We start from the raw sequence: 19,696 nt of genomic DNA on the forward strand, positions 1-19,696 counted from the left end.
CAAAAGCCTACAAAGACTCCTTCAGCTGGTCCAAAATCGCGGGGTTTTCCAAGGTAGAGGTGTCTTGAGTCACCTCTTCACCTTTAGCAATCACTCGCAAGAGACGGCGCATGATCTTGCCGGAGCGAGTCTTTGGCAAGTTATCACCAAAGCGCACATCTTTTGGCTTAGCGATTGGACCGATTTCTTTACCAACCCAATTACGCAATTCAGTCGCAAGCTTTTTAGCCTCTTCACCTGTTGGACGTCCGCCCTTCAGAACCACGAATACGCAAATCGCTTCGCCAGTAAGTTCATCTGGACGACCTACAACCGCCGCTTCAGCAACCAACGGATTAGCAACTAGGCAAGATTCAATTTCCATGGTTCCCATACGGTGACCTGAAACGTTCAACACGTCATCGATACGACCAGTAATTGTGAAGTAACCAGTATCTTTGTTACGAATTGCACCATCGCCCGCTAGGTACAAAGTGCCGCCCAATTCTTCCGGGAAATAAGACTTCACAAAACGATCAGCATCATTCCAAATCGTACGAATCATGGAGGGCCATGGACGTTTGACAACCAAGATACCGCCCTGGCCATTTGGAACATCTACACCAGCTTCGTCAACAATGGCCGCTTGAATACCAGGTAATGGCAATGTGCATGAACCTGGAATCATGGGTGTCGCACCGGGCAATGGTGAAATCATGTGGCCACCCGTTTCGGTTTGCCAGAAAGTATCGGTAATTGGACAACGTGATCCGCCCACATTCTCGTAGTACCACATCCATGCTTCAGGATTAATTGGTTCACCTACCGAACCCAAAAGACGCAAGGAAGATAAGTTGTAACTTTTTGGATGCACTGCTTCATCATTGCTTGATGCCTTAATCAAAGAACGAATGGCAGTTGGTGCCGTATAGAAAATACTGGCTTTATGTTTTTGGATCATGTCCCAGAAACGGCCAGCATTTGGATAGGTTGGCACACCTTCAAATACAATCTCAGTGGCGCCTACTGCGAGGGGGCCATAGGTAATGTAAGAGTGGCCAGTTACCCAACCAATATCGGCGGTACACCAGAACACATCATTTGGCTTGATATCAAAAGTCCACTTCATTGTGAGAATCGCCCACAAGAGGTAACCACCAGTTGAGTGCTGAACACCCTTTGGCTTACCTGTTGAACCAGATGTATAGAGAATAAATAAAGGATGTTCTGCGCTGACCCACTCTGGCTCACAAGTAGTAGCTTCATTAGCTACAACTTCTTGCATCCAAACGTCGCGGCCAGCTGTCATCGTGATATCAGCGCCAGTACGCTTACTAACAATCACATGCTTCACCTTAGGACACTCACCAGTGGAAAGTGCTTCGTCACAAATTGCTTTTAATGGCAATGCTTTGCCACCTCGGAACTGTCCATCAGAAGTAATCACTGCAACTGCACCAACATCCATAATGCGATCGCGCAATGCTTGAGCAGAAAAGCCGCCAAACACGACAGAGTGAATTGCGCCGATGCGGGCACACGCTTGCATGGCAACAATGCCGTCAATGGTCATCGCCATATAAATAATGACGCTATCACCAGACTTGACACCCATCTTGCGCAATGCATTTGCCATTTTGCAAACGCGCTCCAGCATCTCTTTGTAAGTGACCTTAGTAACGGTGCCGTCATCGGCTTCAAAAATGATGGCGGTCTTATCGCCTAAGCCAGCCTCTACTTGACGATCCAAACAGTTATATGAAGCATTGGTCGTTCCATCTTCAAACCACTTGTAGAAGGGAGCTTTGGACTCATCCAACACTTTGGTAAATGGCTTTTTCCAATAGATATTTTCTTTAGCAAGACGCCCCCAAAAACCGTCATAATCTTTGTTAGCCTCTTCACAGAGCTTGTTATAGGCTTCCATACCCGCTATCGCAGCACCCTTGACAAACTCAGCTGGCGGGTTAAAAACGCGGTTTTCTTGCTTTAATGGTTCCATGCTTCACAGCCCTCTATCAAATAATCAATAATCTATTTTTGCCAAAATGTCGCAAAATAATGGGTTTAGACCCTCAAGACCTTAGAAGATAAGTGAAAACACCCGGGATTTGCTCTATGGCAAACCCTTAAAATAAGCCAAACCCGCCAAATTAACTAAAAAACCATGACAAATATCAAACAAAACGACCTCATTCAAAGCGTTGCAGATGCGTTCCAGTTCATTTCTTACTACCACCCTAAAGACTTTATTGACGCTATGGGCAGGGCTTACGAACTTGAACAAGGGGCAGCTGCTAAAGATGCTTTAGCACAAATTTTGACTAACAGCAGGATGTGTGCCGAAGGCCATCGCCCGATGTGTCAGGACACTGGTATTGCTGTGGTGTTTTTAAAGATTGGCATGAATGTGCAATGGCCAGATGCCACGATGAGCGTTTCTGAAATGGTCAATGAAGGCGTGCGTCGCGCTTACCTTAATCCAGAAAATACGCTCCGTGCTTCAGTATTGGCTGACCCTGCCGGCAAACGTAAAAATACTGGCGACAACACCCCTGCCGTAATCCATTACGAAATCGTTCCAGGCGATGGCGTTGAAGTGATTTGTGCAGCCAAAGGTGGCGGCTCTGAAAACAAGGCAAAGATGGTGATGCTAAATCCATCGGACTCGATAGTAGATTGGGTTGTCAAAACCGTTCCTACAATGGGCGCAGGTTGGTGTCCTCCTGGCATTCTTGGCATTGGGATTGGCGGCACTCCTGAAAAAGCCATGTTGATGGCAAAAGAATCTTTAATGGGCCCAGTAGATATTCAGGAGCTCATCGCTCGCGGTCCTAAAACACGCGCCGAGGAACTCCGCCTCGAAATCTATGACAAGGTAAACAAATTAGGCATCGGTGCGCAGGGGCTTGGTGGTTTGACAACAGTGCTCGACATTAAGATCATGGAATACCCAACGCATGCTGCATCTCTACCTGTAGCCATGATCCCAAACTGTGCAGCAACCCGTCACGTCCACTTCCATTTGCATGGTGATGGTCCTGCTAAATTAGAAAAGCCTTCCTTATCTGATTGGCCGGATGTTACCTGGACACCCGATGTTCAAAAATCAAAACGCATTAATTTAGATACCCTCACAGCAGCAGAAGTTGCAGGCTGGAAACCTGGCGATACCTTGTTATTGAATGGCAAAATTTTGACTGGTCGTGATGCTGCCCACAAACGTATCCAGGATATGCTGGCCAAAGGCGAAGAGTTACCAGTCAACTTTAAAGATCGTGTCATTTACTACGTTGGGCCAGTTGACCCGGTGCGTGAAGAAGCTGTTGGACCTGCAGGCCCAACCACTTCAACCCGTATGGATAAGTTCACCGAAATGATGCTTGCGAAGACTGGCCTGATTTCGATGATCGGTAAAGCTGAGCGTGGTCCTGTTGCAATTGAAGCAATCAAGAAACATAAATCAGCTTATCTCATGGCGGTCGGTGGCGCTGCCTACTTGGTATCTAAGGCAATTCAGACAGCCAAGGTTGTTGGCTTTGCTGATCTCGGCATGGAAGCGATTTATGAATTCGATGTCAAAGATATGCCAGTAACTGTTGCCGTGAGCTCTGAAGGTATCTCAATGCACGATACTGGCCCTAAAGAATGGCAAGCAAAAATTGCTGGCATTCCAGTCAACATTGCCTAATCATTTGATACGCCATCTTTAAGCAAACATTGGCACCGCATTGTCACTCATAGGAGTTTTTGATTCTGGCGTCGGAGGCTTATCCGTTTTGGATGAGGCTCTGCGTCAGCTTCCCCAGCACGACTATATTTATCTTGCAGACTCTGCGAATGCTCCCTATGGAGAAAAATCTAGTGCTTGGATTGCAGCGCGTAGTCTAGTCTTATGCAGATATCTAGCAAGCAAGGGTTGTGATGCGATTGTTGTAGCTTGCAATACTGCCACTGCCGAAGCAATTCAACAAATCCGTAGCGAGTTAAGTATTCCGATTATTGGGGTTGAACCTGGAATCAAGCCAGCAGCAATGCAGTCTCAAAATGGCATTGTTGGCGTACTCGCTACTGAAGCAACCCTTAAGAGTGATAAGTTCAATGCGCTATTGGCAACCTTACCACCTAACTGCCGTTTCATTAAACAAGCTGGCGCAGGTCTTGTACCCTTAATTGAAGCTGGCAAAGCAGATAGCGAAGAAGCTCTAGATCTCTTGGGTAAACATCTTGCACCGATTTTGGATGAGGGCTCAGACACTTTGGTGCTCGGTTGTACACACTACCCCTTTCTTAGAAAAGCGATCCGCAAACTCTTAGGTGACACCATCACCTTGATCGACACTAGTGATGCAGTAGTAAGACAACTGAAGCGACAGTTAGAGTCTTTAGATCAATCAGGCAATTCCGATGATCGCGGTGCGGTGCTATTTATCAGTAGCAAGAATGAAATATCACTTCTCGAGATGGCAAAAGACCTTATGTCTAGTGATCTGAATTTACATGCGATTCATTCATCATTGTTGGGTAAAGTGTCATGAGCGCTTTCTTGCAAAAACTGGATTCTCGCCTACCATTTACTAAATCAGAGCGAATCATCATTGGCATTGTTTTGCTCTTGCACGCTCTACCCGCTTTAGAGTTCATTCATTTAAGTGCACGCCCACCCAAGATGGATGATGATCGTGTGATGGCAAACTTGCTTAGCCCTTCTCCAGCCAAAAGCCAAGAAGCTCCAGCTGCCCCTAAAATGCCAGCACCAAAACCCAAAGAAGAGCTCAAGAAAAAGGTGGAGGAAAAGACAACTCCGCAACCAGCACCTGCACCACCCAAACAATCCAGCGCCCCCCAGAAGCAAGCTGAGTCTAAAAGTGAGTCTCAAGCCCAAAACGCTGCTGTTGCGCCTTCAAGTGCTGGCGGAGTTAGTGGCACGCCAATTCAGACCGACATTGGTAAACTGGAAGTACTCTACCAACCTGATGCAGATGCTTATTACCCATCATTTTCGAAACGATCTGGTGAGCAAGGCACGGTAATAGTACGTTTAATTATTGACCAGGCTGGTAACGTTGAAGATATTGCTCTTCTGCAATCGAGCAGCTTCCCAAGGCTTGATCGTGCTGCTAGTGAAATCGGAAGACGCTATCGCTTCAAACCTTTTGTAGTAAATGGTTCACCACAAAGAATTTCCACTAATCTTTTAATTAAATTTAATCTCAAGTAAATACTCATTATGAATACACCATTTGGCATAGCAAATCTTTGGATGGAGGGCGATTTCATTACGCGCTTTGTGGCCATCGCACTACTTACCTGCTCAATCATTACCTGGGTAATTTTGCTGACGCGCTTTTGGGAACTACGCAATCTTCGCAAACTCAAGCCTGAATTAGATGTATTCTGGCGCGCCACATCGTATGAGCAAGGTCTGCAATCCTTCAGTGACCATACCCTCAACCCTTACTACCTACTTGCCAAATCAGCCGCCACTGCTTCAGCCCATCACCAGAACCAGGCTCATGATCATCGTGAACTATTGCAAACACTCAACTACTCTGAGTGGATGGCCAGAAGCTTGAAGAATAGCGTTGATGGAATTGCTGCAGGTTTTCAGAAGGGGCTGACATTTCTAGGTTCTACTGGTGCGATTTCCCCATTTATTGGTTTATTTGGAACCGTCTGGGGTATCTATCACGCCCTCATCGCTATCAGCAGCTCTGGTAGCGCCCAGCTTGATCAAGTTGCAGGTCCTATTGGTGAGGCGCTCATCATGACTGCTCTGGGTCTGGCAGTAGCAATCCCTGCGGTACTGGCTTTTAATGCAATTAACCGCGCTAATAAATTAATGCTTGCCGATCTCAATCGCTTTGGCAATGACCTTCTTGCCTATTTCGTCACTGGCGCTCGTGTGAAATCTGGAGAATAAGTATGGCTTTTCATATCCAAGATGATCAGAGTGATGACAGCATCATGTCTGAGATCAATATGACGCCGATGGTTGATGTGATGTTGGTCTTATTGATCATCTTTATCATCACCCTACCAGTCATTCAGCAAGCAGTGAAGATTGAACTTCCAAAAGCCAATAGCGTACGTAATGAGGTTAAGCCAGAATCTGTGCAACTCACCATTGATGGCAAGGGGCAAATCTTTTGGAATAGCACCGCAATTGATTTAAAGACCTTTCATGGCTATGCAGAGAAAGCGGCTCAAAAAGAGCCTCAGCCAGAAATCAATTTACGCGCCGATAAGTCTGTTAAATATGAGTATGTCGCTCAAGTCCTTGCAGCCTCACGTCGTGCTGGACTGACGAAACTGGGCTTTGTAACCGAGCCTGATTAAACATTGCCTAGCGCAAACCTCTGCGCTACTGTGGCTTGAAAGGTATTTTGGCTGGGAAGCAAGTCTCTTCACTGACGTGAGTTCCGTTTCCCAGGGATGCGCCCAGAATGCCACCTTGAATTTTTTCCACTTTTTTTAGCTTACCCGTTACCGGGTCAAGGGTGATGTGCGTTGATACGCTCCCTGCAGGATAAGCAACCCCCATGATTTCTTCAGGAGCAAAACTGGCCTCTACCACGATGAAAATATTTGGGCGAGCCAGAGTGACACTTTTAACAACTTGCGTTCCGTAAGCATCAGACTGATCTAAGTCTCGCTCATCTAAATACATCTTTGCTTTTTGAGTCTTAGAGGCTAGCGTGAGTTGCATTGCATACTCTTCAACATAATCTTTTTCGGATCGTTTGCAATCAAAGAAAATAGATTGCCCCAGCACCGGAGTGACCGAACCAGAAAGCAGTAAGAAGAGGATTGAATATATTTTTCTCAAGATCTTAATGAGGAAAAGACTGAATTGATGGTGCCCGAGGCCGGAATCGAACCGGCACGACTTTTTTGAGTCGGCAGATTTTAAATCTGCTGTGTCTACCGATTTCACCACTCGGGCTCGCACAAACAGAAACTGCTGCGCTAAATAAATCAAGACAGTTGAAATTTTAGCATGCAAGCCCAGAAAGCCCCAGGATGGAGGCCTTGGGCAGACTTGGGGCTTGGATAGCCCAAAACCACTAAACTATTGCCATGAAATTGAATCGCAAATTGGTCAGACTCGGCAAACTCTTGCGCCCGCTCGTTTTGCTTATTGGCATTACCCTAGCCATCTGCCTAGTTACCACTATTGCCTATTTATATTCAGCACAAAGCTCCCCTTCTGGTAAGCGCGTTATTAAAGGCATTGGGGACTCGGTAGTCATCACATTTGATGAGGCTGATATCCCGCACATTAAAGCCAATAGCCAATCTGATGCATTATTTGCCCTGGGATATTTGCATGCATCTGAGCGCTCATGGCAGATGGAAATCAATCGTCGCCTTGCCAGTGGTCGCCTCTCCGAAATTTTAGGTAATGAGACCTTCAAAATTGATCGCTTTATTCGAACCCTTGGCATTAAACACGCTGCCGAACAACAATTCGACAAATATCCGGTTTCTACTAAGCGTTTATTGCAGGCCTATGCAGATGGCGTCAATGCTGGTAACGCTAATTTGGGCTGGGCTCTACCAATTGAGTATTTTTTAACCGGCTCTAAACCAGGGCATTGGTCGCCAACGGATAGTGTTGCCTGGATGCTGATGATGGCGCTCGATCTCGGCGGTAATTGGCATAAAGAATTACAAAGGCTTGAGCTGTCTCAATTTTTAACGACTAAGCAAGTTTGGGAAGTATTGCCACCTTTTGAACCCGATGAACCTGTCACGAATGTAGATTTTGCAAAAATCTATCGAGATATCAATCTCTTTAATCCCCCCTCCGACTCCAGTAATCGCCACTCCAATGCAATGCCTGTAACCGAACACTTGGCAATGGATCTTCCAGGTGGCAAGGATGGCATTGGCTCCAACAACTGGGCTATTGGCGGCAAACTCACCGTGAGTGGCAAGCCATTATTGGCGAATGACCCCCATCTGGGTTTATCTGCGCCAGCAATTTGGTATTTTGCCCGCTTAGATGCCCCGGGCATGAATGTCATTGGCGGCACCCTTCCCGGGATTCCGGCAGTCATTCTGGGTAGAACAGACAAATTTGCCTGGAGTTTTACCAACACCAATCCTGATGTACAAGATCTCTACATAGAGCAAATTGACACAATCAATCCTGGTATGTACCGTGGGCCAGATGGCTTGTTACCGTTTAAAGTTCGCCAAGAGATTATCGATATCAAAGGCGCGGCATCAATCAATTTTATTGTTAAAGAAACTCGTCATGGGCCAGTAATTTCAGACTCCTACGAGCGCGCTAAACGCGCCATTAATACGGATCGATTTGCTCTAGCATTTCGCTGGACTGCCTTGGATATTGAAAACCAATCCGTTGTCAGTTTGCTAGAGATGAATCGCGCCAAGGACCTCGACTCATTTAAACAGGCTCTCCGCAAGAACTATGCCCCAATGCAAAATGTGGTGATGGCCGATACCGACGGCAATATTGCATATCAAGCCGCTGGTGTTGCCCCTAAACGCGTTTTACACCATGGACTCTATGGTACTGCGCCCGCACTGGGATGGGAAAAGCAGTACGACTGGAACGGCTATGTGCCTTTTGAGCAATTACCAGCTAGCAATAATCCAGAGCAAGGATGGCTCGCCACAGCCAATCAGAGAATTATTGCCAGCAACGACCCTAACCCCCTAACGGCTGATTGGGATTTATCAGCACGCTATGACCGCATTGTAGATCTCATCAAATCTCGAGATTCTCATGATTTGGAATACATGAAAACAATGCAAGCAGATACCCTGTCTCTCTCGTCAATTCCACTGCTTGAGCTCTTTAAAACGAGCACCCCAAGTCATCCATTGGGGGCTAAAGCTTTAGAGCTTGCCAAAGACTTCAATGGCGATATGAAAGTGGATAGTGCCGCCGCTCTCGTCTTCAATGCCTGGGCAGACCAGCTGACGCGCAACCTATTTTCTCGGCTCGGTTATATATTTTCTGAAACCTATGGAGACCGAAATTATCGAGGCGCGCTGCTGGCACAGATTCGCAATCCCAATAGCCCATGGTGTGACAACCCAAAAACTGCTCTTGTAGAAACCTGTCTTGACGCTTCCAACGATGCCTTTGATAAGGCCCTCCAATATCTGAGCAAGGAATATGGCGATGACCCTAAAAAATGGTCCTGGGGAAATGCTCATATTGCCATTTCAGAACATCGACCGATGAGTAAGGTTCCTTTGCTTAGGAAGCTATTTAATTTAGAAGCGCCCTTCCCCGGTGACAGTAACACCGTTAACGTTGGTAGATTAGAGCTATTGCGTACAAGTAACCCCTACGAGACTAAGCAAGCCCCCAGTCTGAGAACTATTTACGACTTATCTGATTTAGAAAATTCCCTCTTTATCTATCAAACCGGCCAATCAGGTTGGGTGCAAAGCAAGCTATATAGAAATATGAACCCTCTTTGGGCCAAGAACGAATACCTTCCCCTGCAGATGAAGCCAGAGAACAGCAAACGCCAGCTCGAACTTGTTAGCAAATAGCACTTCTAAATAGTCACATGAAGGCGTTTAGAATGTCTTATTGATATAAAACAGTCACTATTGAGGACTATAGCTATGAAAAAAATAAATCCGCTTATTACTGCCGCCCTACTAACGTCTCTGATGTTACCAATCAGCAGTGCTTATGCCGAATGGAAAGAGTTAGGATCTAACGCAGTCATGGTTGTTTATGTAGACTTAGAAACGATTCGTGACAGCGGCGAGAAAGCCCAAATCATGTCAATGCTAGATTTTAAAAAACCTGGCAAAAATCCAAGCAACCAACAAACCGTGAACTCTATTGTTGGCTTAAATGAATACAACTGTCCTGATATTAGTTACCGTCCGATTGCCTTTAAAGAATTTTCAGGCAAAAAAGGTACAGGCAAAGTAGTTTCTGATAACAATACCCCTGACAGTAAGTTTGAACCTGTCATTAATGAATCCTGGACAGCTGGAGTATTTAATGTTGTCTGCCAGAAACGGTAGATTGCATACGCAAACCCAGCTCAATCTTTGGGTTTGTCTATTCATCATCTATTCTTGTCTAGGTTTACAAGGGTGCTTTGCCCCGATTGCCGCTGTTGGCGCATCAGGCTCTGCTGCCGCTAGCTCGGCAGGTGGTGCCGTGGTGAGTATGGCAGCCGCTAACCCGGTAACCGCCACGAGTCTGGCCTCCACTGCCGCTACGGGCAAATCACCTTTAGAGCATGCTGCCTCGGCCGCCACTAAAAAAGAATGCAACTTCTTTAACCCGCTCTCATCAAAGCCAATCTGCATAGAGATTGCAGTGCCCACGGTGACTGATAACAGCACCCCCTTATTAGGTCCTGCGGATAAAGCTGTTGATACCGCTCAACAGTAAAACATACCGCCTCTTGCTCCCAAGAGACTAAAATCTGTATTTATCAGCATTTTTTGATTAGACATGAGCACAGAAAACTATTACCTCACACTGACCTGCCCGAACAAACCAGGCATTGTTGCTGCAGTTTCAACTTATATTTTTCAGGCGGGTGGAGATATTGAAGAAGCTCAACAGTTTGATGACAAAGCTTCGAAGCGATTCTTTATGCGCGTTAGCTTTAGCTGCCCTACAGAGGGTAAGACTCTCAAGTCAGGCTTTGTAGAAATCGCTAAACGCTTTGAGCTCACTTGGGATTTGCGCGCCGTTAAAGATCTCAAGCGCGTCTTGATCATGGCGTCGAAGCTAGATCATTGCTTAGTCGATTTACTCTATCGTTGGCGTATTGGTGAATTACCAATGATCATCTGCGGCATCGTCTCTAATCATCCACGCGAGGTGTATGCCAGTATTGATTTTGCTGACATTCCTTTCTACCACTTGCCAGTCACCCCCGAAACGAAATCTGCACAAGAAGCCAAGCTTCTGGAGATCGTTGCTGACGCTAAGGTTGACATGGTGATTCTGGCTCGTTATATGCAAATTTTGTCGGATGACTTATCCACCAAGTTATCTGGTCGCTGCATCAACGTTCACCACTCCTTCTTGCCAAGCTTTAAGGGCGCTAAACCCTATCACCAGGCTCATGCACGTGGCATTAAATTAATTGGCGCTACTGCGCACTTTGTGACTAGCGATTTAGATGAAGGGCCCATCATTGAACAAGATGTGACTCGCGTTACTCACGGCGATACACCTGACGATTTAGTCCGCAAAGGTCGAGACCTTGAGCGCACCGTTCTTTCTAGAGCCCTGCGCTATTACTTGCATGATCGCGTCTTAATTAATGGCGCAACCTCAGTTGTCTTCTCCGACTAAAGGTATTAAGGCCTGACCCCTGGGGCTTCCAGGAGCATGCCCTTGGCTCGCCACATGAGGAAGAGTTCTAGTTGGGCCATTTCTGGCGAACCATACTCAAACTGCTGCGCCCTGACTCCACTCATGCAATTCCGTAAGCGGCGCTGTAGTGATCCCAAGGTTTGCCACTCTAAGCGGTAGATGGGATAAGCATTAGGATGGCCTTGTGGTATTGGGCTGCCGCCAAGCTTAAATCCTGCCCTATCCTCATGGCATTGAGCACAGGACAAGTTGAGTTGCCCCATTCTTTCGTTAAATGAATGTCGCCCCTTTTCTAACTCTGCTTTATTAGCTGAGGTTTCTCTCACGGCGATAGGCATGCCTTTGGACTGAAGGGCAATGTAGGCTGTGATTGCTAGCAATTCTTTGCTCTCATAAGCCAGCGCTGGCGAGCCTTGAGCTCCTGACCGACATTGATTGATTTGTCCTTCGAGAGTTTGTAACTTTCCTTTGACCATCTTGGGGTATTGTGTTGCTACACCGCGCATCGACTTTTTTTCATCACCATGACAACTAGCACAGGCAATATTTTTTGAGCCCGCTTTAGATTGCCATAAGCTTTCGCCCTCGGCAACCCAAAACATGGCAGGGTTTAGCGATGCGTCATCCTGCATCGCTTTAGTCTCAGCAGACATTAGTTCGTAACTAGATTGTTTTTTATTACCAGCTTCGTTTAGAGCAGCGAAGCAGTTTGATGCTAGCAACAATGATGAATAAGCAAGTGCTACAAGTTGGAGATAAATACCCTTGCTCACAAGACCCCTATGAAACAGTGATACGCGCTTGATGTACAGCCTCATACCCATCATCACCAAGCCATTTAAATTCGAGGACTCCTGATTCCGTTGCAATAGTTGTAAAGATAATCAGAGGATTGGCGCCTATACCAGGATAAAAGTCTGCTTTAAATATCTCGACATCGTTATAGCTGCAAGTAAAGGTGCGAATAATATCTCTTGGAATTAACTTTCCAGACTCGGTGTATCGAAAGCCCGATTCCATATCATGCTGAGCGATGGCGCGAATTTCAATAATGGATCCCTTCTTCGCGGTTACTGGGACTGTCACTTGGGTACGTGATGTTTTACTCATACCATCTCCGTGCAAGCTGAAAGCGTTACCAAAGTTTCAGCTGATCCCTGCCAAAAGCTTCCATTGTTCATTTGGACAATAGCCCAAACACGTTGGCTATCGGCCAAACGCACTCGCGTCGTAATGTTGGCAGTACCTGATCGAGGCGTTAAATAAGCAGTAAAGATATTTGGCAACGGATTACCTTCGGCAATCACATGAATAGACTTTACATAATCATTAGCGGTCATCGGGCTATCGACACTGACTTTTAGCACAACCAGATTACCATTTTCAACTAAGGGTGGGATGGTCAAAGTTACGCGTCCCTCCTGAATTTTTGCATTACCAGCGATTTTCTTAATCGCCTCTTCAGCCTCTTCCTTTTTAGCAAACACAAATGAGGGACTAAACCAAGCACCCAAAGTGAAAAGGCTAATCCGTTGGATTTGCCTTATCCAAGCACGGCGTTTTATTGCGAAGGGGAGATGAGGTTTGATCATGATGATGCGTTTCACTTATTTAAGCTTGCCAAGAAAGCGACAACATCCTCAATTTCTTGGCCATTCAATATGGTTTGTCCTGCAAATTTTGGTGCAACTCGATTTAAGTGTTCAGTTTTGAAATAAGCCGGCATGATCGTAGTCGGATTAAAGTGACTCGCATCAACGATGCGCGCCCGCAATTGAGGGATAGTAAGGCGAGCAACGCTGACCCCTAACTCTGGCGCCAGATTACCCTGGAAACGCTCCTCAGGAAATGGTCCGCTATGGCACAAGAGGCACAAACCAGTTTGACGACTGGCGACGATTCCCCTACCTCGAGTTGCGTCACCGGGAGCAGAAGAAAGGGATTCGAAAACCGAATCCCCCACTATCATTTGAGCGTTTGCGCAGCTGAGATTGAGGAAGACTAGCACGCATGCTGCTAATACAGACCTCATTCTCATTCCTGCATTTTCACAATTGCACTTTAAACCAACTTGATGCCGCTGTTTTTCAATGGCACTGTACGCAAGCGTTTACCGGTTGCTCGATAAAACGCATTGAGCACTGCAGGCGCCGCTACCGCAATCGTTGGCTCCCCTACACCACCCCATTCTTTGCCGCCACCTTGGATGATGATGGTTTCTACAGGAGGCATTTGAGATAGGCGAATCGAGCCAAAAGTATCAAAGTTTTTCTGAACAACAGCGCCTTTTTCGATCGTGATCTCTTCTTCAAATAATGCAGATAGGCCATAGACAAAGGAACCGGATACCTGGCGATTAATCTGCGCAGGATTCACAGCGTAGCCAGGATCGGTAGCAGCGACGATACGATGAATCTTCACTTCATTTCCATTTTTAACGGAGAGTTCACACGCCGCAGCAACATAGCTGCCGAAAGAGCGCATTTGTGCCACACCACGAAATACGCCAGGTGCAGCAGGTTTATTCCATCCAATACCATCAGCCACCGCATTTAATACTGCTACTGCACGCGGAAACTCTTGCATATGCTTGCGACGGAACTCCACCGCATCCATACCTGTAGCCTCAGCCAACTCATCCATAAAGGTTTCAATAAAAATGGCATTTTGGTTTACATTCACCCCCCGCCAGAATCCTGGTGGAACATGAGTATTTCGCATTGCGTGATCAATATTCAGATTTGGGAAGCTATATGTAATTCCATGCTCACCCAAGGGTTCAACGCCCTGGAAAGCCAAAGGATCCTTACCTTTGTTTGCCGCAACCACAGCAGGACGAACCGCTGCCAAAATAGACTGGCCAGATAAACGCATATTGAGACCGGTGACATTTTTCTTGTCGTCAATGGCTGCCGTCATCTTGCACATCATTACCGGGTGGTAACGACCTTGAGTCATATCTTCTTCACGCGTCCAAATCAATTTGATCGGCGTACCAGGCATTTGCTTAGCAATGTTGACCGCTTGGGTTGTGTAGTCCTGGAATGCACCGCGACGACCGAAACCACCGCCAAGGTTTACTTTATAAACATTGCATTTATCAGCAGGTAAGCCTGAAGCTGCAATTACTGCCGCCAAGGATGCTTCACCATCTTGTGTTGGAACCCACGCCTCACAAGAATTCGCTGTCCACTTTGCAGTAGCCGTTTGCGGTTCTAAGGTGGCATGGTTCAGGTAAGGGTAGAAGTAAGTAGCTTCGATTTTTTTCGATGCATTCGAAAGTGCAGATTTCACATCGCCATTGGTGTTGTGTGTAAATGCGTCATCCGCAGTCAAACCCTCTTCCAGCATCTTCTTAATTGAGGCACTAGAGACGTTGCCATTGGCGCCATTATCCCAAACAATATTCACTTGCTCCAAAGCAGTCTTGGCTTGCCAGAATGTATCCGCGACGACAGCAACTGCAGAATCACCCACCTGCACTACTTTTTTAACACCTTTCATGCTCTGGGCTTTAGCAGCATCGTAACTTTTTACCTTACCACCAAATACGGGAGATTCTTTAATGTTAGCAACCAACATACCAGGCATTTTCAAGTCGATTGCATAGATCTGGCGACCAGTAACCTTATCTGCAACTCCGTCAATACGATTGACTGACTTACCAATTAATTTCCACTCTTTTGGATCCTTCAGTGGAACTTCTTTTGGAACCTCTAATTGGGAAGCGGCAACAGAAACCTTACCAAAGGTCGTTTTACGACCAGACGGTGTGTGAGTAATGATGCTATCTTTCGCCACACACTCAGAAGCAGGCACATTCCATTGGTTTGCAGCTGCCTGAATCAACATCATGCGTGCTGCTGCACCACCTTTACGAACATATTGCTCAGAAGTGCGAATCCCGCGACTACCGCCAGTAGAGTAACTGCCCCAAGCCTGTTTACGCGCTAAGCTTTCAGCTGGTGATGGGTATTCATAAGAAACTTTTTTCCAGTCGCACTCTAATTCTTCTGCAACCATTTGTGATAAACCAGTAATCGTGCCTTGACCCATTTCTGAACGGACGATACGAACAACGACATCATCATTTGGCTTAATGACTACCCAAACACCAATTTCTGGTGAGGCCAGAGGTGTCATTGCGGTAGTACCAGTGCCCATTGCAGCATTTGCGTCGGACATGAGTGAAAAATCAAAGCCAATAGCTAGACCAGTAGCAATTGCACTGGAGCCGACGATAAAGTGGCGACGGGAAGTATTTGTATTTGTAGTCATCTTTATCCCCTTATGCCTTGCTAGCAGCATGAATTGCTGCGCGCACTTGTTGGAATGTTCCGCAACGGCAAATATTGGTAATGGATTCATCAATTTGCGCATCGCTTGGTTTTGGATTGTTGCGTAACAAAGCAGTTGTTGCCATTACCATGCCAGATTGGCAGTAGCCACACTGGGGCACTTGGTTATCAACCCATGCTTTTTGCACTTTCGAGAGTTGACCGCTCTTTTCTAAGCTCTCAATCGTCTCAATTTTCTTACCCTCTGCTGCTGCAACTGGCAATGAACAGCTCCGCATCGCTTGACCTTCAAATAAAACCGTACAGGCACCACATGCGCCAATGCCGCAACCATATTTGGTGCCGGTCAAGCCAATCTGTTCACGAATCACCCATAACAATGGGGTATCTGGATCAACGTCCACCTTGTATTTCTTGCCATTGACATTTAACTCAGCCATGAGTGATCTCCTAAAGATATTGTTATGCAGGGACTCTTCCTTCTGGAAGGGGTCCCTTGTGATGGTTTTTATACCTTACTTTTGTTGTGCCTATATTAAACAAGAATGAATATATTGCTTTGCAACATAAATCCGAGCCTGTAAGATCAGATCATGATCTCGGGCCTTGTACAAATTCTGCTCTTCCAAAGCATTGGTGAGCTAGTTTCCAAATTTCTATTGCCCACCTTGCCTGGCCCAGTGATTGGACTAGTTCTATTGGTTCTATGGCTAGTTCTACGCAAAGGCATCAATACTGAACTCGCGATGGTCGCAGATGGCTTTAGCCAGTATCTAGGTTTGCTGTTTGTGCCTGCTGCTGTTGGCGTAGTGCTATTTCTGCCTCAATTGCAGGCTAATGCATTGGCCATTATTGGCGCGCTTGTGGGCAGCGTGATTTTGACTATAGGCTCTAGCGCTCTGGTTGTCCGTCTTTTGAGTAGCAAAGATACTCATGACTAAGCAGCATTCTATTGTTGAGATTTGGGTCTATCTATCTGGCAGCCCACTATTTGCACTCTTTCTGACACTGGCCGCCTATCAGGTGGGGCTGACTATTTATAAGCATGCAAAGCAAAATCCATTGGCCAATCCTGTGGCCATTGCCATTATCTTGGTTGCCAGCATGATTCAGTTCATTGAAATGCCCTACTCCACCTATTTTGAGGGTGCGCAGTTCATTCACTTCCTACTAGGCTCAGCAACCGTTTCTTTAGCGATACCGATTTATCGCGGGCTGGCTAGCCTAAAGGGCCGCTCCATTCCTTTGATTTTTTCTTTAGCAACAGGCGGCTTGATTTCGATAGCGAGCGCTGTTGGCATTGCCACCCTCTTGGGAGCGGATTCTAATATTACTGGGGCTATGTATCCCAAATCAGTCACGGCACCAATTGCCATGGGTATTGCAGAGCGCATTGGTGTATCGCCAACACTAACCGCGATCTTTGCTGTTTGCACCGGAATATTGGGGGCAATCTTGGCGCCCTTTGTTTTGAATGTACTGGGTATGAAGGCGTGGTGGCAAAGAGGTTTTGCGATTGGTATAGGCGCTCATGGCATTGGCACCTCCAGGGCATTTAGCATCCATCCTGAAGCAGGAACTTATGCAAGCCTAGCTATGGGTATGAACGGTGTAATCAGTGCCGTTGCAATACCAGTGATCTATCACTTATTTAATCAGTAGTTAATTCACTTTCATCGCAGCATCTACTGCATCACCCAGCACGCTGCACAAGAACTCGACTTCTTCTGGTGTTGAAATAAATGGGGGACCTACTGCAATGCAGTCACCCGCTACACGCACAAGTGCTCCGCGTTCGATGCAAGCCTCTAGAACTTTTAAAGCACGTAGGCCAGGCTTTCCTGGTACAGGGTCTAGATCGACCGCGCCAGATAAACCAAAGTTTCGGATATCTAATATTCCTGCCTTACCCTTTAGGGCATGTAGGCCATTCTCGAGAACTGGTTCTAACGCTTTGGCGCGCTTGACTAAGTCATCTGATTCAAAAATATCGAGGACTGCATGGGCTGCTGCAGTTGGTATTGGATGGCCTGAATAGGTGTAACCATGAAAGAACTCAATCGCTTGTTCTTGCCCACCATTGCCGATGATATTGTCATAAATATCGCCTCGCACAAGTACGCCGCCCATGGGGATCACGCCATTGGTAATTGCTTTGGCAAAAGTGATCATGTCTGGCAGCACACCAAAACGATCGGCTCCAAAGTTAGCGCCTAAGCGACCAAAGCCAGTAATGACTTCATCAAAAATTAAAAGGATGCCGTGCTTCGTACAAATCTCGCGAATCTTTTGCAAGTAACCTTCTGGTGGCACGATCACACCGGTTGAACCTTGTACCGGCTCCAAAATCACTGCGGCAATCGTATTGGCATCATGCAAAGCGACGATCTTTTCTAATTCATCCGCCAGATGAGCGCCCCAAGTGGGCTGCCCTTTTGAAAAGGCCATTTGAGAAAGATTTAAGGTGTGCGGCAAATGATCAACGCCAGGAATCATTAGGCTCGTAAACATTTTACGATTGGCAACCATGCCCCCCACTGAGATGCCGCCCATTCCTACGCCGTGATATGCGCGATCTCTACCAATCATGCGAACTCGGGAAGCATTGCCCATCACGCGGTGATATCCAATGGCAATCTTAAGTGCTGTGTCTACCGCCTCAGAACCAGAGTTTGTGAAAAATACTTTATCCAGTCCCTTAGGCGCCATCTTAGCAATTCGAGTTGCGAGACTAAAAGTAGCTTCACTTGCCATCTGAAACGCAGGGCAATAGTCCATGGTTTCATATTGCTTACTAATTGCTGCACCAATACGTGGATCAGCATGCCCCAATGGGGAGCACCAGAGCCCAGAAAGACCATCAAACAACTTACGCCCTTGATTGTCGAAGTAGTAAGCTCCTTTGGCAGACTGCATTACCTTTGGATTTTGATGAAAGTAACGATTGGGAGTGAAGGGCAGCCAATAGGCTGACATATCAATATTGTTTGAACCGGAAGCTGCCATAAATCTTTCTGCTGATATCAATGAACCGATGATGAATATCTAATACTATATAACTGATTACCTTTGAGATACTGAATGGAACCCGCAATGAAAGTACTAAAACTCCTACTATCTGGTTTTATTGGCCTCCTCCTGGCTGCATCCGCATTAGCTGCGCCTGATACGGATTGGCCCAAGAAACCCATCATCGCTATTCTGGCATTCCCTGCTGGTGGCTCAACCGATGTATTTGCGCGGGCCGTCATGGCACCACTTGGCGAAGCTTTAGGTCAATCCATTGTGGTTGAAAATAAACCGGGTGCTGGCGGCATGATTGGTTTACAAGCTGCAGCAAAGGCTGCGCCAGATGGTTATACGATTCATTTCAGCGCCTTAACGAATCAAACGATTTCTCAGGCCTTATTTAAAAATCCACCAGCAGATTTACGGAAAGACTTTGAACCAGTTGCCTTAGTAGGAACCATTCCCCACCTCATTGTTGTCAATCCAACCGTTCCAGCAAAAAACTTACCCGAGTTAATTGCATTCATTAAATCTAAAAAGGGGGATTTCAATTATGCTTCTCAAGGTAATGGCAGCCTCTCGCACTTAGAGTCCACACTCTTTATGCAAAGAATCGGCGCCACTGGCACTCATATTCCTTATAAGGGCAGTAGTTTTGCCCTCCCCGATTTAATTGCTGGTAATACGCTAATGATGTTTGATAGTGTTACGGCTTCTTTACCACATATTCAGAGCGGTAAGTTGCGCCCTATTGCGATTGCAGCAGCAGAGCGCTCACCACTGATGCCTAATGTTCCAACACTGGGGCAAGATGGCATGAAGCAGTTTGATGTAGAAAACTTTTATGCAGTCTACGTACCTAAAGGCACATCCCCATTGATTGTTAGTAAATTGGAAAAAGAAATTCGCAAGATTTTAACCAATCCTGATTTCAAGGCGCGTATGGCAAATCAAGGTATTCATCCGCAATTTGCTAACTCACAGAAATTAGCAGAGATCACAACGGATGAGCATGCTAAATGGGAGAAAGTAGTAAAGTCAGCGAATGTCAAAGTTGATTGACGCA

Annotated in this window: 21 protein-coding genes and 1 tRNA gene; 12 read left to right on the top strand and 10 right to left on the bottom strand. The window is 46.3% G+C overall.

The features are described 5' to 3' along the window. Window positions 1-7 precede the first annotated feature (7 nt). Complete coding sequence (gene acs, locus C2740_RS05325; protein WP_215292042.1) at window positions 8-1,981, bottom strand: acetate--CoA ligase; 1,974 nt, start codon at window positions 1,979-1,981, stop codon at window positions 8-10. Window positions 1,982-2,146: 165 nt separating this feature from the next. On the opposite strand from acs, the gene C2740_RS05330 reads away from it, so the two are divergent. From C2740_RS05330 to C2740_RS05350, 5 genes are read left to right on the top strand one after another with little or no spacing between them, the layout of a single operon-like run. Next, complete coding sequence (locus tag C2740_RS05330; RefSeq protein WP_215292043.1) at window positions 2,147-3,670, top strand: fumarate hydratase; 1,524 nt, start codon at window positions 2,147-2,149, stop codon at window positions 3,668-3,670. A gap of 40 nt (window positions 3,671-3,710) precedes the next feature. Then, window positions 3,711-4,517, top strand: a complete 807-nt coding sequence (gene murI / locus C2740_RS05335; RefSeq protein WP_215292044.1) for a glutamate racemase — start codon at window positions 3,711-3,713, stop codon at window positions 4,515-4,517. Next, entirely contained in the window at window positions 4,514-5,200 is a 687-nt protein-coding gene (locus C2740_RS05340) for an energy transducer TonB (RefSeq protein ID WP_215292045.1), read from the top strand. Before murI ends, C2740_RS05340 begins: the two co-directional genes overlap by 4 nt. A gap of 9 nt (window positions 5,201-5,209) precedes the next feature. Then, entirely contained in the window at window positions 5,210-5,902 is a 693-nt protein-coding gene (locus C2740_RS05345; RefSeq protein ID WP_215292046.1) for a MotA/TolQ/ExbB proton channel family protein, read from the top strand. A 2-nt stretch (window positions 5,903-5,904) separates the two neighbouring features. After that, window positions 5,905-6,318, top strand: a complete 414-nt coding sequence (locus C2740_RS05350; protein ID WP_215292047.1) for a biopolymer transporter ExbD — start codon at window positions 5,905-5,907, stop codon at window positions 6,316-6,318. Window positions 6,319-6,343: 25 nt separating this feature from the next. Here the strand turns inward: C2740_RS05350 and C2740_RS05355 are convergent, their stop codons facing one another. Beyond that, window positions 6,344-6,688, bottom strand: coding sequence for a hypothetical protein (locus tag C2740_RS05355; protein ID WP_251369599.1), 345 nt, complete (start codon window positions 6,686-6,688; stop codon window positions 6,344-6,346). Between the two features lie 148 nt (window positions 6,689-6,836). Beyond that, window positions 6,837-6,925: transfer RNA gene (locus tag C2740_RS05360), tRNA-Leu, on the bottom strand. A gap of 134 nt (window positions 6,926-7,059) precedes the next feature. On the opposite strand from C2740_RS05360, the gene C2740_RS05365 reads away from it, so the two are divergent. The 4 genes from C2740_RS05365 to purU all read left to right on the top strand — a co-directional run bounded on the left by C2740_RS05365 (window position 7,060) and on the right by purU (window position 11,302). Then, a complete protein-coding gene (locus C2740_RS05365; protein WP_215292048.1) occupies window positions 7,060-9,519 on the top strand; it encodes a penicillin acylase family protein in 2,460 nt (819 codons plus the stop codon). 123 nt (window positions 9,520-9,642) lie between these two features. Beyond that, window positions 9,643-10,008 (top strand): surface-adhesin E family protein, encoded by a 366-nt coding sequence (locus tag C2740_RS05370; protein WP_251369600.1) that lies wholly within the window; start codon window positions 9,643-9,645, stop codon window positions 10,006-10,008. Continuing rightward, window positions 9,986-10,384, top strand: coding sequence for a hypothetical protein (locus C2740_RS05375; RefSeq protein ID WP_215292050.1), 399 nt, complete (start codon window positions 9,986-9,988; stop codon window positions 10,382-10,384). Before C2740_RS05370 ends, C2740_RS05375 begins: the two co-directional genes overlap by 23 nt. A 63-nt stretch (window positions 10,385-10,447) precedes the next feature. Further along, on the top strand, window positions 10,448-11,302 hold the full coding sequence (gene purU / locus C2740_RS05380; protein WP_215292051.1) for a formyltetrahydrofolate deformylase: 855 nt from the start codon (window positions 10,448-10,450) through the stop codon (window positions 11,300-11,302). 5 nt (window positions 11,303-11,307) lie between these two features. Here the strand turns inward: purU and soxA are convergent, their stop codons facing one another. From soxA to C2740_RS05410, 6 genes are read right to left on the bottom strand one after another with little or no spacing between them, the layout of a single operon-like run. After that, window positions 11,308-12,096, bottom strand: coding sequence for a sulfur oxidation c-type cytochrome SoxA (gene soxA / locus C2740_RS05385; RefSeq protein ID WP_251369601.1), 789 nt, complete (start codon window positions 12,094-12,096; stop codon window positions 11,308-11,310). A 7-nt stretch (window positions 12,097-12,103) separates the two neighbouring features. After that, window positions 12,104-12,433: a thiosulfate oxidation carrier complex protein SoxZ gene (locus tag C2740_RS05390; RefSeq protein ID WP_215292053.1), complete on the bottom strand. Its 330-nt coding sequence runs from the start codon at window positions 12,431-12,433 to the stop codon at window positions 12,104-12,106. Further along, window positions 12,430-12,915, bottom strand: coding sequence for a SoxY-related AACIE arm protein (locus C2740_RS05395; RefSeq protein WP_215292054.1), 486 nt, complete (start codon window positions 12,913-12,915; stop codon window positions 12,430-12,432). The genes C2740_RS05390 and C2740_RS05395 overlap by 4 nt, the downstream gene beginning before the upstream one ends. Before the next feature lie 11 nt (window positions 12,916-12,926). Further along, window positions 12,927-13,355 carry a sulfur oxidation c-type cytochrome SoxX gene (soxX, locus tag C2740_RS05400; RefSeq protein WP_251369602.1) on the bottom strand — a complete coding sequence of 143 codons (429 nt, stop codon included), beginning with the start codon at window positions 13,353-13,355 and terminating at the stop codon, window positions 12,927-12,929. 29 nt (window positions 13,356-13,384) lie between these two features. Continuing rightward, window positions 13,385-15,601: a xanthine dehydrogenase family protein molybdopterin-binding subunit gene (locus C2740_RS05405; protein ID WP_215292056.1), complete on the bottom strand. Its 2,217-nt coding sequence runs from the start codon at window positions 15,599-15,601 to the stop codon at window positions 13,385-13,387. 10 nt (window positions 15,602-15,611) lie between these two features. Continuing rightward, a complete protein-coding gene (locus C2740_RS05410; RefSeq protein ID WP_215292057.1) occupies window positions 15,612-16,061 on the bottom strand; it encodes a (2Fe-2S)-binding protein in 450 nt (149 codons plus the stop codon). Between the two features lie 153 nt (window positions 16,062-16,214). On the opposite strand from C2740_RS05410, the gene C2740_RS05415 reads away from it, so the two are divergent. Beyond that, window positions 16,215-16,562 (top strand): CidA/LrgA family protein, encoded by a 348-nt coding sequence (locus C2740_RS05415; RefSeq protein WP_251369603.1) that lies wholly within the window; start codon window positions 16,215-16,217, stop codon window positions 16,560-16,562. Continuing rightward, window positions 16,555-17,283, top strand: a complete 729-nt coding sequence (locus C2740_RS05420) for an LrgB family protein (protein ID WP_215292059.1) — start codon at window positions 16,555-16,557, stop codon at window positions 17,281-17,283. Before C2740_RS05415 ends, C2740_RS05420 begins: the two co-directional genes overlap by 8 nt. Here the strand turns inward: C2740_RS05420 and C2740_RS05425 are convergent, their stop codons facing one another. Continuing rightward, window positions 17,284-18,627, bottom strand: coding sequence for an aspartate aminotransferase family protein (locus C2740_RS05425; protein WP_215292061.1), 1,344 nt, complete (start codon window positions 18,625-18,627; stop codon window positions 17,284-17,286). It lies immediately after the preceding gene. A gap of 75 nt (window positions 18,628-18,702) precedes the next feature. Here C2740_RS05425 and C2740_RS05430 point away from each other — a divergent pair, with 75 nt between their 5' ends. After that, entirely contained in the window at window positions 18,703-19,692 is a 990-nt protein-coding gene (locus C2740_RS05430; RefSeq protein WP_251369604.1) for a tripartite tricarboxylate transporter substrate binding protein, read from the top strand. Window positions 19,693-19,696: the final 4 nt, after the last annotated feature.

The organism is Polynucleobacter sp. MG-5-Ahmo-C2, from assembly GCF_018687735.1.
Classification (GTDB): domain Bacteria; phylum Pseudomonadota; class Gammaproteobacteria; order Burkholderiales; family Burkholderiaceae; genus Polynucleobacter.

Excerpts from the sequence above, each read along its gene's own strand:
- acs (WP_215292042.1), bottom strand. The coding sequence starts at position 1,981 with ATGGAACCATTAAAGCAAGAAAACCGCGTTTTTAACCCGCCAGCTGAG.
- C2740_RS05330 (WP_215292043.1), top strand. The coding sequence starts at position 2,147 with ATGACAAATATCAAACAAAACGACCTCATTCAAAGCGTTGCAGATGCG.
- C2740_RS05340 (WP_215292045.1), top strand. The coding sequence starts at position 4,514 with ATGAGCGCTTTCTTGCAAAAACTGGATTCTCGCCTACCATTTACTAAA.
- C2740_RS05345 (WP_215292046.1), top strand. The coding sequence starts at position 5,210 with ATGAATACACCATTTGGCATAGCAAATCTTTGGATGGAGGGCGATTTC.
- C2740_RS05350 (WP_215292047.1), top strand. The coding sequence starts at position 5,905 with ATGGCTTTTCATATCCAAGATGATCAGAGTGATGACAGCATCATGTCT.
- C2740_RS05355 (WP_251369599.1), bottom strand. The coding sequence starts at position 6,688 with ATGCAACTCACGCTAGCCTCTAAGACTCAAAAAGCAAAGATGTATTTA.
- C2740_RS05365 (WP_215292048.1), top strand. The coding sequence starts at position 7,060 with ATGAAATTGAATCGCAAATTGGTCAGACTCGGCAAACTCTTGCGCCCG.
- C2740_RS05370 (WP_251369600.1), top strand. The coding sequence starts at position 9,643 with ATGTTACCAATCAGCAGTGCTTATGCCGAATGGAAAGAGTTAGGATCT.
- C2740_RS05375 (WP_215292050.1), top strand. The coding sequence starts at position 9,986 with ATGTTGTCTGCCAGAAACGGTAGATTGCATACGCAAACCCAGCTCAAT.
- purU (WP_215292051.1), top strand. The coding sequence starts at position 10,448 with ATGAGCACAGAAAACTATTACCTCACACTGACCTGCCCGAACAAACCA.
- C2740_RS05390 (WP_215292053.1), bottom strand. The coding sequence starts at position 12,433 with ATGAGTAAAACATCACGTACCCAAGTGACAGTCCCAGTAACCGCGAAG.
- C2740_RS05395 (WP_215292054.1), bottom strand. The coding sequence starts at position 12,915 with ATGATCAAACCTCATCTCCCCTTCGCAATAAAACGCCGTGCTTGGATA.
- soxX (WP_251369602.1), bottom strand. The coding sequence starts at position 13,355 with ATGAGGTCTGTATTAGCAGCATGCGTGCTAGTCTTCCTCAATCTCAGC.
- C2740_RS05405 (WP_215292056.1), bottom strand. The coding sequence starts at position 15,601 with ATGACTACAAATACAAATACTTCCCGTCGCCACTTTATCGTCGGCTCC.
- C2740_RS05410 (WP_215292057.1), bottom strand. The coding sequence starts at position 16,061 with ATGGCTGAGTTAAATGTCAATGGCAAGAAATACAAGGTGGACGTTGAT.
- C2740_RS05415 (WP_251369603.1), top strand. The coding sequence starts at position 16,215 with ATGATCTCGGGCCTTGTACAAATTCTGCTCTTCCAAAGCATTGGTGAG.
- C2740_RS05420 (WP_215292059.1), top strand. The coding sequence starts at position 16,555 with ATGACTAAGCAGCATTCTATTGTTGAGATTTGGGTCTATCTATCTGGC.
- C2740_RS05425 (WP_215292061.1), bottom strand. The coding sequence starts at position 18,627 with ATGGCAGCTTCCGGTTCAAACAATATTGATATGTCAGCCTATTGGCTG.
- C2740_RS05430 (WP_251369604.1), top strand. The coding sequence starts at position 18,703 with ATGGAACCCGCAATGAAAGTACTAAAACTCCTACTATCTGGTTTTATT.